Source organism: Bradyrhizobium sp. CFUWI, from assembly GCF_056429085.1.
Genome location: NZ_JBWJZE010000011.1, coordinates 245,917 through 266,405, shown reverse-complemented (window position 1 = coordinate 266,405; position 20,489 = coordinate 245,917). Strand labels below are relative to the sequence as shown.

General features: G+C 62.1%; 13 protein-coding genes. 9 read left to right on the top strand and 4 right to left on the bottom strand.

Going from position 1 to position 20,489, the window contains the following annotated elements; all coding sequences use genetic code 11:
• Positions 1-18 precede the first annotated feature (18 nt).
• Positions 19-264 carry a hypothetical protein gene (locus AC066S_RS24480; RefSeq protein ID WP_126258889.1) on the bottom strand — a complete coding sequence of 82 codons (246 nt, stop codon included), beginning with the start codon at positions 262-264 and terminating at the stop codon, positions 19-21.
• A 129-nt stretch (positions 265-393) separates the two neighbouring features.
• Positions 394-651, bottom strand: coding sequence for a PilZ domain-containing protein (locus AC066S_RS24475; protein WP_245481430.1), 258 nt, complete (start codon positions 649-651; stop codon positions 394-396).
• Between the two features lie 195 nt (positions 652-846).
• On the opposite strand from AC066S_RS24475, the gene AC066S_RS24470 reads away from it, so the two are divergent.
• Complete coding sequence (locus tag AC066S_RS24470; RefSeq protein ID WP_478270825.1) at positions 847-1,464, top strand: hypothetical protein; 618 nt, start codon at positions 847-849, stop codon at positions 1,462-1,464.
• Between the two features lie 186 nt (positions 1,465-1,650).
• Here the strand turns inward: AC066S_RS24470 and AC066S_RS24465 are convergent, their stop codons facing one another.
• On the bottom strand, positions 1,651-2,181 hold the full coding sequence (locus tag AC066S_RS24465) for a GrpB family protein (RefSeq protein ID WP_478270824.1): 531 nt from the start codon (positions 2,179-2,181) through the stop codon (positions 1,651-1,653).
• A 263-nt stretch (positions 2,182-2,444) separates the two neighbouring features.
• On the opposite strand from AC066S_RS24465, the gene AC066S_RS24460 reads away from it, so the two are divergent.
• Positions 2,445-2,777, top strand: a complete 333-nt coding sequence (locus tag AC066S_RS24460) for a hypothetical protein (RefSeq protein WP_478270823.1) — start codon at positions 2,445-2,447, stop codon at positions 2,775-2,777.
• A 93-nt stretch (positions 2,778-2,870) separates the two neighbouring features.
• Positions 2,871-3,284 (top strand): hypothetical protein, encoded by a 414-nt coding sequence (locus tag AC066S_RS24455; protein ID WP_478270822.1) that lies wholly within the window; start codon positions 2,871-2,873, stop codon positions 3,282-3,284.
• Between the two features lie 150 nt (positions 3,285-3,434).
• Here AC066S_RS24455 and AC066S_RS24450 read toward each other — a convergent pair whose 3' ends face one another.
• Positions 3,435-3,794: a hypothetical protein gene (locus tag AC066S_RS24450; protein ID WP_478270821.1), complete on the bottom strand. Its 360-nt coding sequence runs from the start codon at positions 3,792-3,794 to the stop codon at positions 3,435-3,437.
• An 845-nt stretch (positions 3,795-4,639) separates the two neighbouring features.
• Between AC066S_RS24450 and AC066S_RS24445 the strand changes: the two genes are divergently transcribed.
• From AC066S_RS24445 to AC066S_RS24420, 6 genes are all read left to right on the top strand, one after another.
• The gene (locus AC066S_RS24445) at positions 4,640-5,788 is read left to right on the top strand and encodes an amidohydrolase (RefSeq protein WP_478270820.1); all 1,149 of its coding nucleotides are present in this window, start codon (positions 4,640-4,642) and stop codon (positions 5,786-5,788) included.
• A 247-nt stretch (positions 5,789-6,035) separates the two neighbouring features.
• The gene (locus AC066S_RS24440) at positions 6,036-8,363 is read left to right on the top strand and encodes a TonB-dependent receptor (RefSeq protein WP_478270819.1); all 2,328 of its coding nucleotides are present in this window, start codon (positions 6,036-6,038) and stop codon (positions 8,361-8,363) included.
• Between the two features lie 358 nt (positions 8,364-8,721).
• Positions 8,722-8,949 carry an MbtH family protein gene (locus AC066S_RS24435; RefSeq protein WP_126258894.1) on the top strand — a complete coding sequence of 76 codons (228 nt, stop codon included), beginning with the start codon at positions 8,722-8,724 and terminating at the stop codon, positions 8,947-8,949.
• Positions 8,950-8,970: 21 nt separating this feature from the next.
• Entirely contained in the window at positions 8,971-9,726 is a 756-nt protein-coding gene (locus AC066S_RS24430) for a thioesterase II family protein (RefSeq protein ID WP_126258895.1), read from the top strand.
• Positions 9,695-10,663 (top strand): TauD/TfdA family dioxygenase, encoded by a 969-nt coding sequence (locus tag AC066S_RS24425; protein WP_126258896.1) that lies wholly within the window; start codon positions 9,695-9,697, stop codon positions 10,661-10,663. Before AC066S_RS24430 ends, AC066S_RS24425 begins: the two co-directional genes overlap by 32 nt.
• Before the next feature lie 77 nt (positions 10,664-10,740).
• Entirely contained in the window at positions 10,741-20,487 is a 9,747-nt protein-coding gene (locus AC066S_RS24420; protein ID WP_478270818.1) for an amino acid adenylation domain-containing protein, read from the top strand.
• The last annotated feature ends 2 nt before the right edge of the window (positions 20,488-20,489 follow it).

Sequence of the window (20,489 nt, the reverse complement as noted above, 5' to 3'; positions counted from 1 at the left end):
CCCGAATCTTTGCGAGATTTAGGCGGAAATCACGGGCACCGACAGATCCTGATCTTCTGAAGATTGCCAAAGACCGAAAAAGGCATGTTTCACGAAGAGCCGTGAGAGATGAATATAATCGGCTGCTTTTGGAGAAGTACGCGCACGACAAGTCCTGAGTTTAATTGCATCAGGTGGTCCCCCTCCGTGCCAGCGAAGCTCTTCATCTCCGGCCACTTCTTTCTTGCCTCGGTCAGGCTGGCCCGATGGAGCTTTGCGCAGCATCAAAATGCCATCTCGGACAGACTGGACGCGTAGCCGAACAACCTGTTGTCAGGCTGCTTAGGTATGAGGCCCGGGTTCCTAACTTTTCCCACAGTCTTGGAAAGGCAGGTCGAGCTGAAGCCAGCCCTACTAGAATTCGAACTTCACCCCGATAAGATTGTCGCTCGACCAGACCAGTCGGCAACTTCGAACGCTGCGATCCTTGTCGAGCATCAGCTTGAACGTGGGGTTCACGTAAGACCTCGACGGAAGTTCAATTGCTGCGCCTTGATCCGACATGTTGATCACGCGGCAGCGTAAGCTCGCACCGTCGCCGAAGATGTAAGCGACCTCGTCAACTTCAATGCGCTCAAGCTTTCGACGTTCTATCATTTCCGATCGTTTCATCCTGCTCACAACGAACGAGCCTCATTCGTCGCTTGCGCTACCGAGTCTGTGCTGCGAAAACGTTTCGCCTCACTGATCCTGCGTGACGCCCCAGCTCGGCAACGTCTAATAAACGCACTGTCGGACCCAGTAGCCACCGCTCACGCGGATCCACTGGCATGAGCTGGGCGGGGGCTCTTTGATGATCGGCCATCCATGAATGTCGATGTTCGTTGGCGCGGTGATGCCGCGCCAAAAGACGGCATTCGCTCAGAGGAATGGAAAACGAGGACTCCAGTGAAGCAGGTAACGGCTATGCAGCACAGCAGGGAACGGCATTTGTTTGATCCCAGTGAGACGCCTTTGACGATGCTAGGCGAGGTCGGGGGTAAAGCCAAGGCACCGAATTTCAGTTCGATGTCTACCTTGGCGCTCGGCATGACGCCGCCGCGCTTTCATGTCCGGATTAGGTACCGGCGGGCTCCGGCCGCCCTGCGAAGCCCGGGTGTCCAAAGCACTTTCATCCGAAGTCGGGTCCTTCGAAACACTTCATTAGCTTTCTTCTGGCTTGCTGGCAGCGTGCCGATTACCGCTGATTGCGGCACATGGAATGGGAATGTCGGCCCCGGCTGTTTCTCCCAACCTGCGGCTGGGGCCGTTTTTGAACTTTCGCTGCATCGTTCAACCCGGTCCACAACCATGTTTAGAGGCATCGCAATCGCGCTGTTTGGGCTGACCATTCTTTCGCAGGTCGATCAGGCGCTCTTTTACGGCCGAAATACCGACGCCGCGCTCAAGCTTGTGCGGGAGATTGGCCGAGGCTTTGGGCTGTAGGACAGCCGCGCTGCGCTCAAGATCGCTCGGCGACTGCTTCTTCAACAGTAGTCCCAGAGAGTTGAGAGTAACGAGTTGTCAGAATGATCTGACTTCTGCTCTTGGCACGTAGCTGACCTTCTGAGCTGTCGTGGCGTAGACCGCTATTGACCCAAACCGGACCTGGGCCCGTCGCGCATTTCATATTCATCGAAGCCTGGACCATTCTATTGCTCTCCCCTCCGCGGCTCTGATCCAATCTTCCTTGCAGTCACCATAGGCATGTGAGTTATTGGAGTGCAGGCGCTGGCAGCCAGCCTTCACCAGATCGTATTCTGCCGCAATCGCTGGGTAGGTCCGCAGATAGTCACGGAACGCCAAATGGCGCACAATCTCTTGCGAGCCGATTGCGTAGCAATGAAGTTGTACGGTTCGGCGTCCAGTCTTGTCGGACTTCGTGCAATACCGCCGGCCGGGTAAGCCAAGTTCGCCCCACCATTCATAGCCCAACTCTCTTATCGCGTTCTGACATTCGTCGAGCTTGGTCAGGCTTCCGACAACGGGAATTAGATCCAGTATCGGTTTAGCCCGGATGCCCGGAATGGCCGTCGAGCCAACATGATGAACTATCGTCAGATTTGACCCGATGGTCTCCAAGAGCAGTCGCGCCTCGACGTCAGCCAAGTGCGACCAGTTGGGATCGTGGGGTTGCAGCTCGACCTTGATCGGCCGGGGCATGTGCTCTCTCTCTCTCTGGGTGGATGCTTTGACGTCTGCATACCACGATCCGACGAGTGCCCGCTCCTTGCCCAAAAGCGCGCCTACCCCGCCGCCGATGTCCGGATTGGCCCGTAGCTGACCTTCTGAGCTGTCGTGGCGTAGACCGCTTGTGACCCGTAGCAGACGTTTGTCGGATTCGGCTTCGTGCCGCGTTAACACAACCCGGTTATACGAGCCACCACGCTCCGAACGGATCGCCTTTCTTGCGAGGCATTGACCCAATGAAACGAATTTTTACGTTTCTCATAGTCGGGCCGCTGCTTATGGGCGGCGTGCTCGACTTTCTGTTTGGGTCGACGAGTGCTCTTGGTTGGGTGGTTGGGCTTCCGTTCTTGAGTGTTTTGGTTGCGTTTCCAAGTGCGCTTGTCGATTACTCTCTGGAAGGGCGGCGCTGGCAGCTCGCTCTCGTTACAGCGTCCGGCGTTGTTGGATCGTCTCTCGCGGGCTTCTCTTCCCAAAGCCATCTGCTTTTGATCGCCGCTGCTGGAGGTGTCTCGATGGCGTTCTGTTCTTGGATGACCAATCAGAGCTGGTCCCCGGAACACAGGGCGTGATCAGGGCCCCCTCCTTTGCATTCACTTCCGCTTGTGGCCCGTAGCTGACCTTCTGAGCTGTCGTGCGTAGACCGCTTGTGACCCGAAGCAGACATGGCTTTGATGTCCGAGGCGGCAACTGCTAGTTTCTGCGCACCACTCGGCTTGCCGGGTTACTGCGCCGTCCAATGGATCGAATTGTATCTAGCGATGAAATTTCTCATTCTTTTGTTCGTAGCGATTCCGGCGCTCGCTGATCCGGCAAAGGCTTGCCGTACCGCACCTTCGCTCACACTTCTGGACACGCTGCCGGCTGCCGCTCGCGCTGAGCCAGTGGTGGCAGCCGTCGAGGCAATTGAGCTATTACCACCCCCATGGGTGAAGGGCGATGGCTGGGGATCTACGCCTCTGATCAGAGTGCGCGTGGTCGAAGCGATCAACGGGGTGCAGGAAGGGCAGGTTCTCGTCGTTGATGCAATCGGGACCAGTTGTGATCAGGATTTTCCACGGAGTGAAACGTATTTTTAAACCCATCTTGCGAAACGGCGGCACTACATTGCCGGCGAGCTCGAAGCCAACGGCTACGGTGATATCGTCTTTCATGGCGCATGGAAGCGGGATGGTGCGGCTGACGACCTAGTACCGGTTCGACCAGGGAAGTGATCTCGCTGGCGCTGCTTAGCGTCCGCTGTTGGCCCGTCGCTGACCACCGCGCAGAGAGCCGCTTCGTCTGCTTTCGACAGGTAAGCCGACCACGATGAAGCGACTGCCGAGGGCAGCCTTGACCATTGCTGACTCTAGAGAGAAGCTGAGCAAAGGCGTTGTACGGAAATACACGACCCCAACCTCTCGTGATGATGCGAAGCCCGTCAGGTTGAGAAGCGGCACCTTCTGATCGTTGCCGTCCTTCGCTCGCGGATCCTTGCGGTCGCGGATGACGAGTACCCGCGTCTTCATGTCTTCGTCCGGCCAATCCGGACGGCAAATTTCTTCCTGTCGCATCGTTGTCGCGACCGCATACCGAACGATCCGCCTCATCGGAATGACCTGTCGAGGATTAGTTTCAAAATACTCGATGAGTTCGCCGAGCTCATCTTCAGTTGGCGTCGGTCCCGCTCCTCCGATTTTGCTACAAAGCACAAATGCTTCATCGCATATCGCGCTAATCGAACCTCTTCGGCCGAGACTTCAATAGCGTGAACGGCTGCAGCGTGCGTAGCGACGTAGTGCCTCTAATACCGCGGCCTTGGAGCGGCGGGGAGGGCGGCCGACCTCGCGCATGTCCTCGATATGTAGATCGATGATGTCGCCGAAGTCTTGGTTTGGACAGCGGCGCGGGGCTTTGGTGATCCACTGCGGTCGATATGGCGCTCCATCTCGAGCGCCCAGTCTTCGCCGTCCTTGCGCCGGCGGAAGGTCTCTGACACGTAGCGGTTCTTGCGGGGACCTGGACGCGCCAGTTCCCGGAAGGCAATTGAGTGTAGCTGGCCACGGTCGTGTGCACTCCCCATTTCTTGGGCGCTATGTGTGCACTGAGAGGGTCAAAACGGGGACAAACGCGTGCAATTTCGACTAGATTAGGCTGCACATGTTCCGGGTTCATCCCATTGAGAACATAAGGTAAATCATTGAAATCGCAAGACTATCGCTTTTCCGTGGCGCCGATGATGGATTGGAGCGAGAACTCAATATTTTCAATCGGCTAAGGGGCGGCGTGTGCACGATGTGTGCACCGGGAGATGCAAAAGAATCTATCGACGGCAAATCTCAACAGGCGGTCTGAGGCGTGATGCTGACCTCGGCTTCCGCGCGATCGAATCGGAGAGCAGTGCAGCGACCACAACAGGTGTTTCGCCGCCGGTCATGAGTGAGAAAGAAGCCCAATGTTCCTGACCGAGAACGATCTGAATGAATTGGTGGCATGGCGACGCCATCTTCACGCCGTGCCGGAACTGTCGGGGCAAGAGGCAAAAACCGCGGAAGCCGTGCGGGCCCGTCTTCAGGCGGCGGGTGCCGACAGGATCGTTTCGGGCCTCGGTGGTCACGGCGTGCTTGGAATCTATGATGGACGTGAGTCTGGCCCGACGGTCATGCTTCGGGCCGAACTGGATGCACTGCCGATCCAGGAAAAATCAGAACTCAAGCATCGATCACTGGTAGCAGGAAAAGCCCATCTCTGCGGTCATGATGGTCATATGGCAATTCTGGCGGCCGTAGCGCAAAATCTGAGCCAGCAACGTCCAAGCCGAGGTCGCGTAGCGCTCCTGTTTCAGCCGGCCGAGGAGGACGGGTCCGGTGCGGCCGCCGTTCTGGCTGACGCGAAGTTTGAGCAGGTGCGGCCCGACTTTGTCTTCGCGCTGCATAACCTTCCTGGGCTCGGTTTTGGACAGGTCTCCCTTGCCGAGGGCTTGGTGAATTGCGCCTCGCAAGGAATGCGGATCAGATTATCGGGACGAACCACGCACGCGTCGAATCCGGAGCTCGGTATCTCCCCGAAAGACGCGCTCGCCAGGCTTCTGTTGGAGATTCCCGCGCTTGGGCACGGTACGGAGCTGGACGACGACTTCTCGATGCTGACGGTCACCCACGCAAGACTTGGGGAGCCTGCGTTCGGTATCGCGCCGGGCTTCGGCGAGTTGTGGGTGACACTGAGAACATGCACCGACGTGATGATGGAACGGCTCCGCCTGGAGGCGGAAGACTTGGTTCGACGCGTGACGGCCGGTGAGGGGCTGAGCACGGAAATCGCTTATCGCGACGTCTTCAATCATTGCGCAAACGACGTCGATGCTGTTGCCCATCTTAGAAGCGCGCTGGACGCAGAGGGGGTGCGACATTCGGCGAAGGGCCTTCCACTGCGTGGCTCCGAGGACTTCGGACGTTTTGGCTCCCGTTCGAAGTCGGCGATGTTTTTCCTGGGAGCCGGCAAAGAGCATCCCGGGTTGCATGAGCCGAACTACGACTTTCCGGATCAGTTGATAGAAGTTGGTGCAAGAATATTCATACGCACTATACGCAACCTGCTTGGCTAAATCGAGAATTCCGGACGGAGTGACAGCGTACCGCCTGCATGTCACACGTTGGATCGACGATTAGAACGATTTAAATCTAGAGGCATTCGAATTTGTGCGGTGAGATTCGAAACAGGAAATCGCTCTCCGACCACGACGGTTTGTCGTGCAACCTTAGATGATTTCTAGGTCCCAATTCCTTCTCGCAGCGCCGTCGTATGTTAGGAAGCGACGGGGACGTGCTTGCAAGTGGAATTGGGGCGCAGGAATGACGCGTGAACTTTCGGCCAGGAAAATCGTGCGTACGCTATCGTTGGGCGCGGTGAGTTATCTCGCGCTGTCGATGGAATCTTCGGGTGACCTTCAGCATGCGGTTGCGCAGTCCAATCTGCCGCCCGTGACCGTGGATGCTCCCAAGCCGAGAGTTCGTCAGCCGGTCCAGAGATCACAGTCGACGCGCGCCTCCCGAGGACAAAGATCCGTCGCAGCGGCAGCTCCGCGCCAGGCTGCACCCGTTCCCTATGTGGTGCCCTCGACCGGGACGGTCGGTACGGTGCCGCCCGCCTACGCAGGCGGCCAGGTCGCAACCGGCGGGAGTCTCGGTCTGCTCGGCAATCGCGGTGTGATGAACACGCCGTTCAACCAGACGAGCTATACGGCTGAGTTGATTCAGAACCAACAAGCGAGAACGATCCGCGATGTCTTGGCGAATGATCCCTCGGTTCGTGTCGTCCAGGCGGCAGGTGGTGGCGCCGACAGTGTGTTCATACGCGGCTTTTACTATGACAGCGGCGACTATGGGCTGAACGGCCTCTATGGAATCGCTCCCTACTACTCTAGCGGCGCGAATTTCGTCGAACGCGTCGAAGTTCTGAAAGGCCCGAGCGCCGTGCTCAATGGGATGACGACGGGGGGCACCGGCGTTGCGAGCGGCGGTGCAGTTGGCGGCAGTATCAATCTCATCACCAAGCATGCTGCCGACATCGACATTACGCAGATTACGGGCACCTACGTATCGAGATCGCAGTTTGGCGCCAATATGGACGTCAGCCGTCGCTACGGCGAGCACAAGGAGTGGGGCGTTCGGGTCAATAGCACTTATTCGAACGGAAGTACCCCGTGGGACCGCCAGACGGATGAATTCGGCAATGCAGTGATCGGACTCGACTACCGGGGCGAGAGAGCACGCGTGGCAGTCGATGTCGGTTATCAAGCCGATAATTTGACTCCTCCACTACGCTTCTTCGGGATTGGCCCAGGCCTCACCTCCATTCCTTCGCCGCCAAAGGCAGGGACGAATTTCCAGGTGCCTTGGGCTTACTATAAGCCGAAGGACTTCTTCACGACCGTAAAAGGCGAAGTGGATGTTACTGACTGGATAACTGCATATGCCGCTTTTGGTTATCACGACAGCAAGATCGATTATACCTATCCTTCGCCCAATATTACCAGCGCCGCCGGCGCTTTGGTGGGGCGTCCGGGGCTTGGGCATGAGACGTTCGAGACCTTTGCAGGAGAAGCGGGCGTCCGGGCGGTGGTCGATACCGGTCCGGTCAATCATGCTCTAAACGCGAACTATTCGATCAATGATCGAACCTATGATCAGAGCGTTCTGAGTTCGGCAGGATTAATTGCCTGGAATCTTTACACTCCACCGACAAACGTCGCTCGTCCGAACTTAAATGTACCGACACTGAGACTAAATACCAACGTGAACATCGAAAGCGTCGGTGTTTCCGATACCCTGTCGATGTTTGACAAACGCCTTCAGGTGACCGTCGGTGTTCGTCAACAAACCGCTGGGAGCAGGGTGACAAATTTCATCCCGACGGCGGCAAATCCGAGCAGGCCCTATCAAGAGACGACTTTATGGACCCCGGCTTATGCGGTTGTCGTCAAGCCGGTTGAGAATATCTCGCTCTACGCAAACTATATCGAGGGGCTCCAGACACCGGTGGTCGTTACTGGCCTATTCCAAAACGCTGGCGCTGTGTTTCCGCCCAGCAAGACCACTCAGGTCGAGACCGGAGTGAAGTTCGATGCCGGCCGATTCACCACGACACTGAGTCTGTTCGACATCACACAACCCAGCATCATCACAGTGCCGGGCCTGCCTTTCCCTACCCGGGAACTCAGTGGCAGGCAGCGCAACCGTGGTGCGGAGATCAATGTGTTCGGTGAGATCACGCCAGACATCAGGCTGCTCGGCGGCGTTGCCTTTATCGATGGTGTGCAGGAAAGGACAGAGAACGGCACTAACGACGGCAAAAAAGCGATCGGAGTTCCCGCGGTCACCGCCAATATCGGAGCCGAGTGGGATACTCCGTTTGTTCATGGACTGACGTTCACCGGAAGAGTCATCTACACCGCTTCGCAATACGTCAACGTAACAAACACGCTCACGATACCTGAGTGGACACGCGTCGATCTCGGCGCCCGGTATACCTTCGCCTCGCCATGGAACGGCAAACCGATCGTAGTCCGCGCCGCCGTCGAGAACGTCACCAATAAGGCCTATTGGGCTTCGGCTTATAGCGGCGTCATCACGCTCGGCGCGCCGCGGACCTATCTGGTGTCTACCACCTTCAACTTTTAGGCGGCTTTCCCAGAAGCCGGAGTCATGCCGCCGCGGTTGTCCGCGGCGGCATTGCCTTGGCATGAGCCTTTCAGTGCCGTCGATGACGGCATAATGAACGCCGCCCGCAACAAAGCCGGCGCTCATGTAGCTCGGAAAAGTTCCGCCTTGCGCAGTTAGAATTGCAGCAATCTGCGACGCCTCCTGAAATCCCAATATTCTCCCGCGTGTTGGCGCGCAAGCGCGGAGGTTGCATTATATCCGCCCGTCGCCAGTTTTGAGGTCTTACAAAAAGGCGCGTCGATATTGCTTTGACCCTCGTCTCCTTCTGACCTAGTCAAACGTCTCTGCTTTCGCTTTCCGAAGAGGGGATCGCGCCATGATGGTGTTCGACAGAGACGACGTCACCTTCACCGTCGTCGTCAATCACGAAGAGCAATATTCCATCTGGCCGACGTTCAAAGAGATTCCGGCCGGCTGGAAGGCGGTGGGCAAGTCCGGCAGCAAGAAGGAATGTCTCGACCACATCGAACAGGTGTGGACCGACATGCGCCCGCTCAGCTTGCGCAAATTCATGGACGATGCGGCGCCTCCGCAGTCGGCGTAGCCAGCGGGGTTCGGTCGTCCGATGCGGCTTCTTTGTCTGCCCTATTCCGGCGGAAGTGCCATGTTCTATGCGCGGTGGCGCAGGCTGCTGCCGTCGTGGATCGACGTTCGGCCGGTGGAATGGCCCGGGCGCGGCGCGCGCATGGACGAGCCGCTGGCGACCGATCCGCGCGTGCTGGCAGCGCAGCTCGCTGGCGAGCTCGCCGCGCAGCTCGACGGGCCCTACGCGTTGTTCGGGCACAGCCTCGGCGCCGTGGTCGCGTTCGAGCTTGCGCATGGCCTGCTCGATCGCGGAGTGCCTGCGCCGGCCATTCTCTTCGCCTCGGGTGCGGAAGCGCCGGCGGTTCGAGACGGCAACAAGTGGCGCCATCCCCTGAGCGACGAAGCGCTGATGCAGGAGCTGCGCAATCTTCAGGGCACGCCCGACGACGCGCTGTCGAATGCAGAGCTGATGCGGTCCGCGCTGCCGGTGCTCCGCGCCGACTTTCTGATGTGCGGGGCCTATGCCTACCGGCCGCGGCGTCGATTGCCGTGCCCCGTACACGTTTTTGGCGGAGCGGACGACGAGACCGGCCGCGAAGCGCTCGAGGCCTGGCGGCAGGAGACCTCGGCGTCATTCACGCTCGACATCCTGCCGGGGCATCACTTCTTCATTCACACAGAGCAGGCCGAGCTGATCGACCGGATCGGCTGGGCGCTGGTCCGGCAATCGGGGCGATCGATTGCTTCGCATCGGAGCGAGGATCATGAGCGCGTTCTCCGTCCAGCCACTCATTGACGGCAAGACTCTTCCCATGCTGCTTAGGGCAGGTGAGGCCGGGCAGCCGCTCGGCGAAGCCCTTCCCGTGCTGCGCACGACGATCGACCGGTACCTGACCGACAGCGGCGGCATCGTGTTTCGCGATTTCTCGCTCGATGGTCCCGATGCGTTTCGAGCCTTCGCGGCCGATTTCGGTCATCCGCTGCTGACCTACGAGTTCGGGTCGACGCCGCGTTCGCAGGTGACCTCGGGCGTCTACACGTCCACGGAGTATCCGCCGCACCAGCATATCCCGCTGCATAACGAGCAGGCCTATACCCGCGATTGGCCGATGAAGATCTGGTTCTACTGCATGCAGCCGGCGCTGGAAGGCGGCGAGACGCCGATCGCCGACAGCCGCGCCATCTATCGCGACATGCCGCCGGCCATTCGCGGGCGGTTTGCCGACAAGGGCGTGATGTATGTGCGGAACTACGGCAACGGGCTCGACGTCGACTGGCAGCAGGTGTTCGGCACCGACTCCAGATCGGAGGTGGAGGCTTACTGCGCTCGCCACGACATCGAATGCGAGTGGAAGGAAGACGGCGAGCTCCGCACGCGCCAGATCTGTCAGGGCACGGCGCAGCACCCGATCACCGGTGACTGGGTCTGGTTCAACCAGGCGCATTTGTTCCACGTCTCCAATCTCGAGCCGGAGGTGCGCGAGAGTCTGCTCGACGTGGTCGAGGACGAAGCCGATCTGCCGCGCAACGTCTTCTATGGCGACGGTTCGACGATCGAGGATGAGACGCTGTCAACGGTCCGGACCGTTCTGGAGAGGCACAAGATCAGCTTTCCCTGGCAGGCCGGCGACGTCGTGATGCTCGACAACATGCTCACGGCGCACGCGCGTGCCCCATTCAAGGGGCCGCGCAAGGTGATCGTCGCCATGGCTGAAGCTCATCGGCAGGGGTGATCGGCAAGGGTGATCGGCGGCACGTCTTATTTGGGCGGTGGGGATTTCCGGCGCGCGGCCGGACAGGAATTCGAGACATGGACAGATCCAACCTCGTCGAACGCTTGCGAGAGCACGCTGCCTTGCGACCGGAGAAGGTGGCTTTGCGGTTCCTCGAAGGCGACGACGTTGCCGACGAGCTGACGTTCGCCGCGCTCGACGCTCGGATCAGGGCACTTGCGGCGTGGTTGCAACAGATGGGCGGGGCAGGCGAACGGGCGGTGATTCTGCTTCCGAGCGGGATCAACTATGCCGTCGCATTCTATGCCTGCCTGTATTCGGGCGTGATCGCCGTGCCGGCGTATCCGCCTGAGGGCGGCCCCGAGCGCTATGCGGGACGACTCAACGGTATCCTGCGGGATGCCGCGCCTCGCTTCATCCTGGTGGAGACGGGGCTGCGCGGTCTCATCGAGGCGGCATTGCCCGAGCTCGCCGACGTGGAGATCGTTGCGGTGGACACGATTTCGCCCGATCTCGCGGCGGACTGGTGCGAGACGAGGCCTGCCGCCGACGGGATCGCGTTCCTCCAGTACACATCCGGCTCGACCTCGCAGCCGAAGGGCGTTTGCGTCTCTCACGGCAATCTGGCGGCCAACGAGCGTGCCATCGAAGCGGTTTGTGGCGGAACGCCGGACGACGTCTTTGTCAGCTGGCTGCCGCTCTATCACGACATGGGACTGATCGGCGGACTTCTGAACCCGCTGTTCACGGGCTTTACCGGCGTCCTGATGTCGCCGCGGAACTTCCTGGAGCGGCCACGGCGCTGGCTCGAGGCCATCGACCGTCACGGCGGCACGTTGAGCGGTGGCCCCGACTTCGCGTACTCACTCTGTACCGACCGCATCTCGGAAGAGACCATCCGTCGGCTCGACCTCAGCCGGTGGAGGTTTGCGTTCTCGGGCTCGGAGTTCGTCCGCCGGACCACCTTCGAGAAATTTGGCGACCGGTTTGCGCGCGCCGACTTCAATCGGCGGGCGTTGACGGCCTGCTATGGCCTTGCGGAGGCGACGCTGCTGGTCACGGCCGGCGACATCACCGCCGAGACCGTCAGCTACACGCTCGATACTGCGGAACTCGCCGCCGGCCGCATCGCGAGCGCCAGCGAAGGCACGGACCTCGTGGCATGTGGTCGAACTGCTGCTGGTCACGCCGTGCGCATCATGCGTGTCGACGAATCGGCGGTGGCCGAGGCGAATGAGGTGGGCGAGATCTGGGTCGCCGGTCCCAGTGTCGCGCTAGGCTACTGGAACAATGTCGAGGCCACGCATCAAGCCTTCGTCGAGCGGGATGGCGCGCGTTGGCTGCGGACCGGCGACATCGGCTTCCTTCGCGACGGCGCACTCGTGGTGGCCGGTCGTCTCAAGGACCTCTTGATCGTTCGCGGGCAGAACGTCTATCCGACGGATGTTGAGCAGGCGGTCGAAGCCGAGGTCGAATCCGTCCGCAGCGGACGGGTTGCCGCCTTTCCCGTCGAGGTCGACGGGCGTGAGGCCATCGGAGTGGCGGCAGAGTTCAGCCGCGCCGTGCTCAAGCGTAGCAATCCGGAAGCGCTCGCACATGCGATCGGCGAAGCCGTCCTCCAGCAGGCGCATGAGTATCCGGCCGTGATCGTTCTGCTGAACCCGCAAGCGATGCCGTTGACCACGAGCGGCAAGCTGCAGCGGTCGGCCTGCGCAACGCGTCTCGCCGACAACACGCTCGACAGCTTCGCGGTGTTCGAGAGAGGCCGTCGCCGCGGCACTGCATCCCTGACGGTGCCGGCGACTGATACCGAGCGCGCCGTCGCCTCGATCTGGTGCGACGCACTTGGCGTCGCGGCGGTGCATCGCGAGGACGATTTCTTTGTGCTGGGCGGAAACTCGATCGCGGCTGGCCAAGTCGCCGCGGCGATCCGCGACCGCGTGGACGTGGAAGTGGAGCTGCGCACCTTCTTCGACGCGCCGGCGCTTGCGGCCTTCGCTGGCCGGATCGATGTTTTGGCGGGCACCGGTGCTGGCCGGGCGCTCCCGCCGATCCCATGGGCCGTCGCGGCCGATCGCGCGATGCTGTCGCACGCGCAGGAGCGGCTCTGGTTCCTCTGGAACATGGACCCTGCTGGGACAGCCTATACCGTTGCGAGCACAATCGGTCTGAAGGGACGGCTCGACCGTACAGTGCTTTCGCGTGCTTTCGGCGAGATCGTCCGTCGTCACGAGATATTGCGCACCACGTTCATCGCCAGAGACGGCCGCGGAACGCAGCTCATCCACGATGTCATGAGCGTCGGCGTCCGGCACGAGGATCTCCGCGCCTATTCTGTGCGGGAGCGCTCCGAGCGCGCGGAGACGGTCAGGCGATCCGAGCTCGGCAAGCCGTTCGATCTCGTGAACGGGCCATTGTTGCGCGCCGTGCTGCTTCAATTCGCGGACGATGCGTATGAATTGCTGCTGCTGGCCCATCACATCATCGTCGATGGCAGGTCGCTTGATGTGTTGCTCGAAGAGCTGGCCGCTCTCTATCGAGGCGGTACCGGTCAAGGCGCAGGCGTGCCGCCGGTTCCGGCAATTCAGTATGCTGATTTCGCAGCCTGGCAGCGAAGCTGGCTTGCGGGCGGCGAGGGCGATCGGCAGCTCGCCTATTGGCGCGCCAAGCTCGGCGATGTTCACCCGGTGCTGGCGCTGCCGCATGATCGGCCGCGCCCGACGATCCAGAGCCATGCCGGCGCCACGATCGCACTGGCCATCGACGGCGCGCTCGCGTCCCGGCTCCGGGGGATCGCCGGCAAGCAGCGCGTCAGCGTCTTCATGCTGCTGCTCGGCGCATATTACGCGCTGCTCCATCGCTACACCGGGCAGAGTGATTTGCGTGTCGGCGTGCCGGTCGCCGGGCGTCGGCATACGCAGCTCGAACGACTGATCGGATGTTTCGTCAACACGCTGGTGCTGCGGGCCGAGATGACCGCCGAATCGAGCTTCACCAGCCTGTTGCGTCAGGTCAGGGAGTCGGTGGTCGAGGCGCTGACGCACCAGGATCTTCCGTTCGAAATGCTGGTCGACGGCCTCAAGCCCGAACGCAGCGGTGGGCACAATCCCCTGTTCCAGGCGAAGTTCAACTACATGACGGCGCCGGGCGGTTTCTCCGGCGTCGAGGGGCTCGCTGCCGACATCGACATTGTCGATCTCGCTGGTTCGCATTTCGATGTCGCCCTCGACGTCATCGATGGCGTCGGCATGAAGGTCACGTTCAACTACGCCACCGATCTGTTCGATCGTCCGACTATCGCGCGATTGGCGACGCAATTCGGTTCGATGCTGCGCCAGATTGCCGACAATGCCGAGCGGCGGATATCGGACTTCGTCATCGACGACGGACACCAGCAGACCGTGCCTCGTGAGGCTGCGGCGTTCGGCTTCGCCGATGTGGTGAGCCTTCATCGCGCGGCGACCGCGGATCGACAGACCGCTATCGCCATTCGATGCGGCCGGGGGCAATTGACCTTTGCGGCGCTCGAGCAGCGGTCAAACCGTATCGCGCACGCCCTCATCGCCAAGGGCGTGGCACGCGAGACACCGGTTGCGCTGTGGATCGAGCGCTCTCCGGCCTTTGTCGTCGCCTTGCTCGGTGTGCTGAAGGCGGGCGGCTCTTATGTCCCGCTCGATCCGAAATGGCCGTTGGAGCGCGTCCGCCGTATCCTGACCGACGGCGGCATCGACATCATGCTTGCGGCGGGCGACAAATTGGCGGATGCGCGCGAGCTGGGCTGCCTGGTGCTCGACGCGGAGGCGGAAGCGGTGCGCGCCGAGGTGTCGAGCCTGCCGCTCGACACGACCATTCATCCAACGCAGACCGCTTACGTCATCTATACCTCCGGATCGACCGGCGCGCCTAAGGGCGTCAGCGTCTCGCACGGGGCCTTGGCCAATTACGTGCAAGCCCTGTTGCAGCGCCTGAAGCCGCGCCCGTCGGCGAGCATGGCGATGGTTTCGACGGTGGCGGCCGACCTCGGCCACACTGTCCTGTTCGGTGCGCTCGCATCCGGCGGCACGTTGCATCTGCTGTCACCGGAGGCCGTGTTCGATGCGGATGCGTTTGCGCAAGTGATGCGCGAGGGCGAGGTCGACATTCTCAAGATCGTGCCGAGCCATCTGCGAGGGCTGCTTCAGGCCTCGCACTCGGCCGATCTGCTCCCCCGCGACGCGCTCGTCTTGGGCGGCGAGGCGTCCGATGGCGCGCTGCTGGACGACGTCCGGCGCTTGCGGCCGGAATGCCGAATCCTGAATCATTACGGGCCCACGGAAACGACCGTCGGTGCGGTGACGCATGAGTGCGCGGCAGGCCGCGGGGACGGTACGGTTCCAATCGGTCTGCCTCTTGCCAATCTGCGCGTCCATGTCCTCGACGACGCCTTGAACGAGGTGCCGATCGGCGTGGTTGGCGAGCTCTATGTCGGCGGAGCCGGTTTGGCGCGGGGCTATCGCGGCGCGGCGGGCCTGACCGCGGAGCGCTTCGTGCCGGATCCGTTCGGCGCCGCGGGCGAGCGCCTCTACCGAACCGGGGATCGTGTCCGCTGCGACCGCGAGGGTCGGCTGATATTCCTGGGTCGTTCTGATGACCAGATCAAGTTGCGCGGCTATCGCATCGAGTTGGGCGAGGTCGCGCGCGTCATCAAGGCGCTGCAGGGAATCGGTGACGCGGTGGTCGTTTCACGGCCAATCGGTGCAAGTGAGCGCCAGGAGCTGATCGCCTATTGCGTGGCTGAGAGCGGCGCCGCTCCACAGGCCGATGCGATCAAGCAACAGCTGGCTGCAATCGTGCCGGACTATATGGTTCCGTCACACATCGTCATGTTGGCGCAATTGCCGCTGACGCCCAATGGAAAGGTCGATCGTCGCGCCTTGCCCGAACCGCCCGAAGAGGGGGCGTCGGCTGGCTATGCCGCGCCTGCGGGGGATATTGAAATTGCGATCGCGGCGGTCTGGTGCGAGGTGCTCGTTCGCGAGCGCGTCGGCCGCAATGACAATTTCTTCGAACTCGGCGGCGATTCGATTCTGAGCCTGCAGATCATCGCCCGCTTGCGCAAGCGCGGCATCCGGCTGACTCCGAAGCAGATCTTCAGCCAGCAGACGATTGCCGGGTTGGCGACGGTCGCCGTGATATCGGCGGGGACGACCAAGAAGGAGAGACCGGCGGCAAGGACGTCAGTCGGCGGTGACACCGCATCTGGCATGCCCTATCTGATGCCGATTCAGACGCGCTTCTTCGCCGAGGACATTGCCAACCGGGATCACTGGAACCAGGCGGTTCTGCTGCTGCCCCGTATGCAGGTGGATTGGGAGACGCTGCGGCGCGCGCTTGCGGCCATCTCGGACCATCACGATGCGTTGCGCCTGCGGTTCAGGCAGGTGGATGGCGCCTGGCGGGCGGAGCAGGGGCCGGCGCCGGGGCCGGCGCCGGGGTCAGCCGAACTGTTATGGCTTTATGCGGGCGTCGGCGGCGCGACGGAGGTCACGGTGCTCGCCGGTGCCGCGCAGGAAAGCCTCTCACTGTCTTCGGGACCGCTGCTGCGCGCGGTCGGCATGGACCTGGCGGACGGTAGCCAACGCTTGCTGCTTGCGATCCATCATCTCGTCGTCGATGGCGTGTCCTGGCGTATCCTGCTGGAAGACCTGGCGTTGGCCTATGACCAGCTGCAGCGTGGCAGTCCCGTCGCGCTGCCGCCGAAGAGCGACTCCTTTGCCTCATGGAGCGAGCGGCTGCATGCCTATGCGGGAACGGCGGAGATCGCGGCCGAATTGCCGTATTGGCTGGATTGTGGCGCCGGCGCGCGCCTGCCATGCGACGACGACCATGGCGATGTCGATCGCGTCGGTGATGGCGGCGAGGTGTCCTTGGTGTTGGATGCCGACCTGACGTCACAGCTCCTCGAACAAGCGCCGGCTGCCTATCGGACCCAGGTCAACGATCTCCTGCTCGCCGGTCTCGTGCGCGCGGTGTCGCGCTGGAGCCAGCACGACGAGATCACCGTGGAGCTCGAAGGCCATGGCCGCGAGGAGATCTTCCCGGATGCGGATGTGTCCCGCACCGTCGGCTGGTTCACGACGGCCTTCCCGGTCCGGCTGAAAGATGCAGGCGACGAGGCGTCGCTGATCAAGGCGGTGAAGGAGACGCTTCGCGCGATTCCGAACCGCGGGATCGGCTATGGCGTGCTGCGCCATCTCGGCTCCGAGCAGCAACGCCATGCTCTGGCGCAATTGGCGGAGCCGCAGATCGTCTTCAATTATCTAGGCCGCTTCGACGCCAACATAGGAACCAACCAGCGCTTCTCCTTCGCAGCGGAGAGCGCAGGTCCTTCGCGTAGCGCCACAGCGCCCATGCGCGGCTGGCTGAACATTACAGGCCTCGTGCGTGAGGGCCGACTGGAATTGTCTCTCGGATACGGACGCAAGCGTTACCGGCACGCGACGGTCGAGCGGCTCGCCGCACATTACAAAGACGCACTGCGCGAACTGATCGCCCATTGCTGCAATGGAGCGTTCGGCCTCACGCCATCGGATGTCCCGCTGTCTGGGCTCGCTCAAGCCGACCTCGATCGGTTAGCTGCGAACCTGGATATTCGCGGCATTGAGGACATCTATCCGCTCTCGCCGATGCAGCAGGGTATGCTGTTTCATGCGCTGCGCGATGGTGCCCACGACGCCTATGTGAATCAGGTCGGGCTCGAGCTGTTCGGCGTCGATGCTGGCAGGCTGAAAGCCGCGTGGCAGATGGTCAGCGACCGGCATGCGGCCCTGCGGACCGGGTTTGTCTGGCAGAACCTGTCGGGCGCAGCGCAGCAGATGGTGCATCGCCAAGTGACGGTGCCGTTCATCGAGGAGGATTGGCGCGACAGCGCGCCTGCGGACCTGCAAGCCGCGCTAACCGAGATATCCCGGCGTGAGCGCGCGATGGGCTTCGACATTTCGCAGCCGCCGCTTCAGCGTATCCGTCTGATCCGGCTCGATGACGACAGGCACTGGCTGATCTGGACCCATCATCACATCTTCGTCGATGGTTGGAGCTCGGCCCGGCTAGTGGCGGAGGTGTTGCAGCAGGCGAGCGGTCACCCGCTGCCGGCCGTGCAGGGCGGCTATCGCGACTACATCGCGTGGTTGCAGGGCCGTGATCGCGAAAGCGCCGAGACGTTCTGGCGCGAGGCTTTGGCAGGGCTCGAAACGCCCACATTGCTCGCGAACACACTGGCGTCCCCCAAAACATCCCTGGCCGAAGGCCATGCCAGCGTCGGGCTTGCGGTGGACGCGGCGTTGACCGAGCGGCTGAAGTCCTTCGCAAAGCGCGAACGGGTGACGCTCAATACGCTCATACAAGGGGCATGGGCGCAGCTGCTGCGGCGTCATTCGGGGCAGTCCGCGGTCTCTTTCGGCGTGACGATATCGGGCCGTCCGGCCGAATTGCCCGGCGCGGAGGAGATGGTGGGCCTCTTCATCAACACGCTTCCCATCGTCGACGCGACCAGCCCACAAGCCGCCGTGGGCGATTGGCTGCGCCAGTTGCAGGAACAGAATTTGGCGCTGCGTGAGCATGGTTGGACGCCGCTCTACGACATTCAGCGGCTCGCCGGCCATGCCGGGCAGCCGCTGTTCGACAGCATCCTGGTGTTCGAAAACTATCCGATCGACGAGGGGGTGCTGCGAGGCGGGGAAGGTGGTCCGCGGCTGGGACGTGTGGCGCATGTGACGCCGACGAACTATGCGCTGGCGGTCGCGGTGTTCGCTGCAGGCGATCGGCTGAAAATTGAGTTCAACTATGACCGGTGCCGGTTCGACGAGGCAGCGATCCTGCGCCTTCGCGACATTCTCCACGGCCTGCTGGAACGGATCGCGGCGAATGCGGAACGTGCGCTCGGTGATCTCTCTGCGGCAGTCGAGCGGGACGCGCGACGAGCTCTCGAATGGAGTGGCGCAGCGCGGCTGACCTCCGCATCATCCTGCGCCGACGTCGTGATGCATATCGAAGCGCAGGCCGCGCAGGCGCGATCTGCCATTGCCATCGTCTGCGGCGACCAGCGCATCTCCTATGGCGAGTTGAACGCGCGTGCGAACGCGCTCGCACGACGCCTTCGCCTCTGGAACGTCGGTCCGGATCGGCTGGTCGGCATTGCCTTGAGCCGAAGCCCGGACATGATCATCGCGCTGCTTGCGGTTTTGAAGGCCGGCGGCGCCTATCTGCCGCTCGATCCGGATTATCCGTCCGAGCGGCTTGCCTACATGCTGCGTGACGGCGGCGCGGCGCTGGTCCTGACGCAAGGCGCGCTGCTCGAGCCGCTTGCACCGGTGCTGCGCGAAGCCGGGGTCGAGGCGCTCTGCATCGAGGAGCCATCGCCGCGCGCCGACGAGGACGGCGGGAACCTCGACATCGAAATCCATCCGGACAGCCTGGCCTATGTCATCTACACGTCCGGGTCGACCGGCGCGCCGAAAGGCGTGGCGGTTGCGCGCGGGCCGCTGGCGATGCATTGCGAAGCCATCGGCCGGCTGTACCGCATGACCTCGCGTGACCGCGAGTTCCAGACGGCATCGATCAATTTCGACATCGCCCACGAGCGATGGCTGGTGCCGCTGATGACGGGTGGTTCGCTCGTCCTGCCTTCGAAGCCCGGTCTTCTGATTGACGATCTCGTCAGCGAGATGACCCGCAATGCAGTGACCTCGATCTTCCTGCCGCCGGCCTATGCGGATCAATTGAGCGCGGCATTGCGGCGGGGCGGGCGCAGGCTGGCGATCAGGGCCTGTATCGTCGGCGGCGAAGCCTGGTCCGATACCGGGGTCAGGGCATTTCGAGAAGCTGTTGATATCGATCTTCTGGTCAACGCCTACGGCCCGACCGAGACAGTGATCGCGCCGACGGTGTGGATCGTCGACGCCGCCGCGCTGACACCCCACCAGCCCGCACCGATCGGACGGCCCGTCGGTGCGAGGTCGGCGCACATCCTCGATTCCGACCTCAATATCGTTCCCGTCGGTGTCACCGGCGAGCTGTTCATCGGTGGTGTTGGCCAGGCCCGCGGCTATCTGAACCGGGCTGCACTGACCGCGGAGCGGTTCGTCCCCGATCCGTTCAGCGACGATGGCACGCGCCTCTATCGCACTGGCGATCTCGCGCGCTGGCGCGATGACGGCGTGATCGAGTATGTCGGCCGTGCAGACCAGCAGGTGAAGATCCGCGGCTTCCGCATCGAGCTCGGAGAGATCGAATCGCGCCTGCTCGAGCAGCGCGGCGTGCGTGCGGCGGCCGTGGTGACGGGGGAGGGCAGGACCGGGCGCCAATTGTTCGCCTATGCGAGCGGCGAGCCGTCGCTCGACGGCCGCGCCTTGCGCGAGGCGCTGTCCGCCGTTCTGCCTGACTACATGGTGCCGTCGTCGGTGACGGTGCTGGGGCAGCTGCCGCTCACCCCCAACGGGAAGATCGATCGGCGGGCTCTGCCAGCGCCGGGCGAGGATGCATTGGCGCGTCGCACCTACGAGGCACCCGAAGACGAGATCGAGCTTGCGCTGGCCGGGATCTGGGCGGAGCTGCTCGACGTCGATCAGGTCGGACGCAACGATCACTTCTTCGAGCTCGGCGGACATTCCCTGCTCGCCGTGCGGGTTCTGAGCCGGGTGTCACAGGAGGTCGGCGTGTCGATCGCGGTCTCGGACCTGTTCGCTCATCCCGATCTTGCGTCATTTGCCCGGGTCGTGTCGATCAGGCTCATCGAGCAAGAATTCGATGCCGAAGAGCTTCAGGAACTGGTGGGAACGGAGCAGTGAGC

What these genes read in the sequence shown, in the direction of transcription:
- AC066S_RS24450 (WP_478270821.1), bottom strand. Translation starts at nt 3,794, where the DNA reads ATGAGGCGGATCGTTCGGTATGCGGTCGCGACAACGATGCGACAGGAA.
- AC066S_RS24440 (WP_478270819.1), top strand. Translation starts at nt 6,036, where the DNA reads ATGACGCGTGAACTTTCGGCCAGGAAAATCGTGCGTACGCTATCGTTG.
- AC066S_RS24465 (WP_478270824.1), bottom strand. Translation starts at nt 2,181, where the DNA reads ATGCCCCGGCCGATCAAGGTCGAGCTGCAACCCCACGATCCCAACTGG.
- AC066S_RS24445 (WP_478270820.1), top strand. Translation starts at nt 4,640, where the DNA reads ATGTTCCTGACCGAGAACGATCTGAATGAATTGGTGGCATGGCGACGC.
- AC066S_RS24420 (WP_478270818.1), top strand. Translation starts at nt 10,741, where the DNA reads ATGGACAGATCCAACCTCGTCGAACGCTTGCGAGAGCACGCTGCCTTG.
- AC066S_RS24425 (WP_126258896.1), top strand. Translation starts at nt 9,695, where the DNA reads ATGAGCGCGTTCTCCGTCCAGCCACTCATTGACGGCAAGACTCTTCCC.
- AC066S_RS24470 (WP_478270825.1), top strand. Translation starts at nt 847, where the DNA reads ATGAATGTCGATGTTCGTTGGCGCGGTGATGCCGCGCCAAAAGACGGC.
- AC066S_RS24480 (WP_126258889.1), bottom strand. Translation starts at nt 264, where the DNA reads ATGCTGCGCAAAGCTCCATCGGGCCAGCCTGACCGAGGCAAGAAAGAA.
- AC066S_RS24430 (WP_126258895.1), top strand. Translation starts at nt 8,971, where the DNA reads ATGCGGCTTCTTTGTCTGCCCTATTCCGGCGGAAGTGCCATGTTCTAT.
- AC066S_RS24455 (WP_478270822.1), top strand. Translation starts at nt 2,871, where the DNA reads ATGGCTTTGATGTCCGAGGCGGCAACTGCTAGTTTCTGCGCACCACTC.
- AC066S_RS24475 (WP_245481430.1), bottom strand. Translation starts at nt 651, where the DNA reads ATGAAACGATCGGAAATGATAGAACGTCGAAAGCTTGAGCGCATTGAA.
- AC066S_RS24460 (WP_478270823.1), top strand. Translation starts at nt 2,445, where the DNA reads ATGAAACGAATTTTTACGTTTCTCATAGTCGGGCCGCTGCTTATGGGC.
- AC066S_RS24435 (WP_126258894.1), top strand. Translation starts at nt 8,722, where the DNA reads ATGATGGTGTTCGACAGAGACGACGTCACCTTCACCGTCGTCGTCAAT.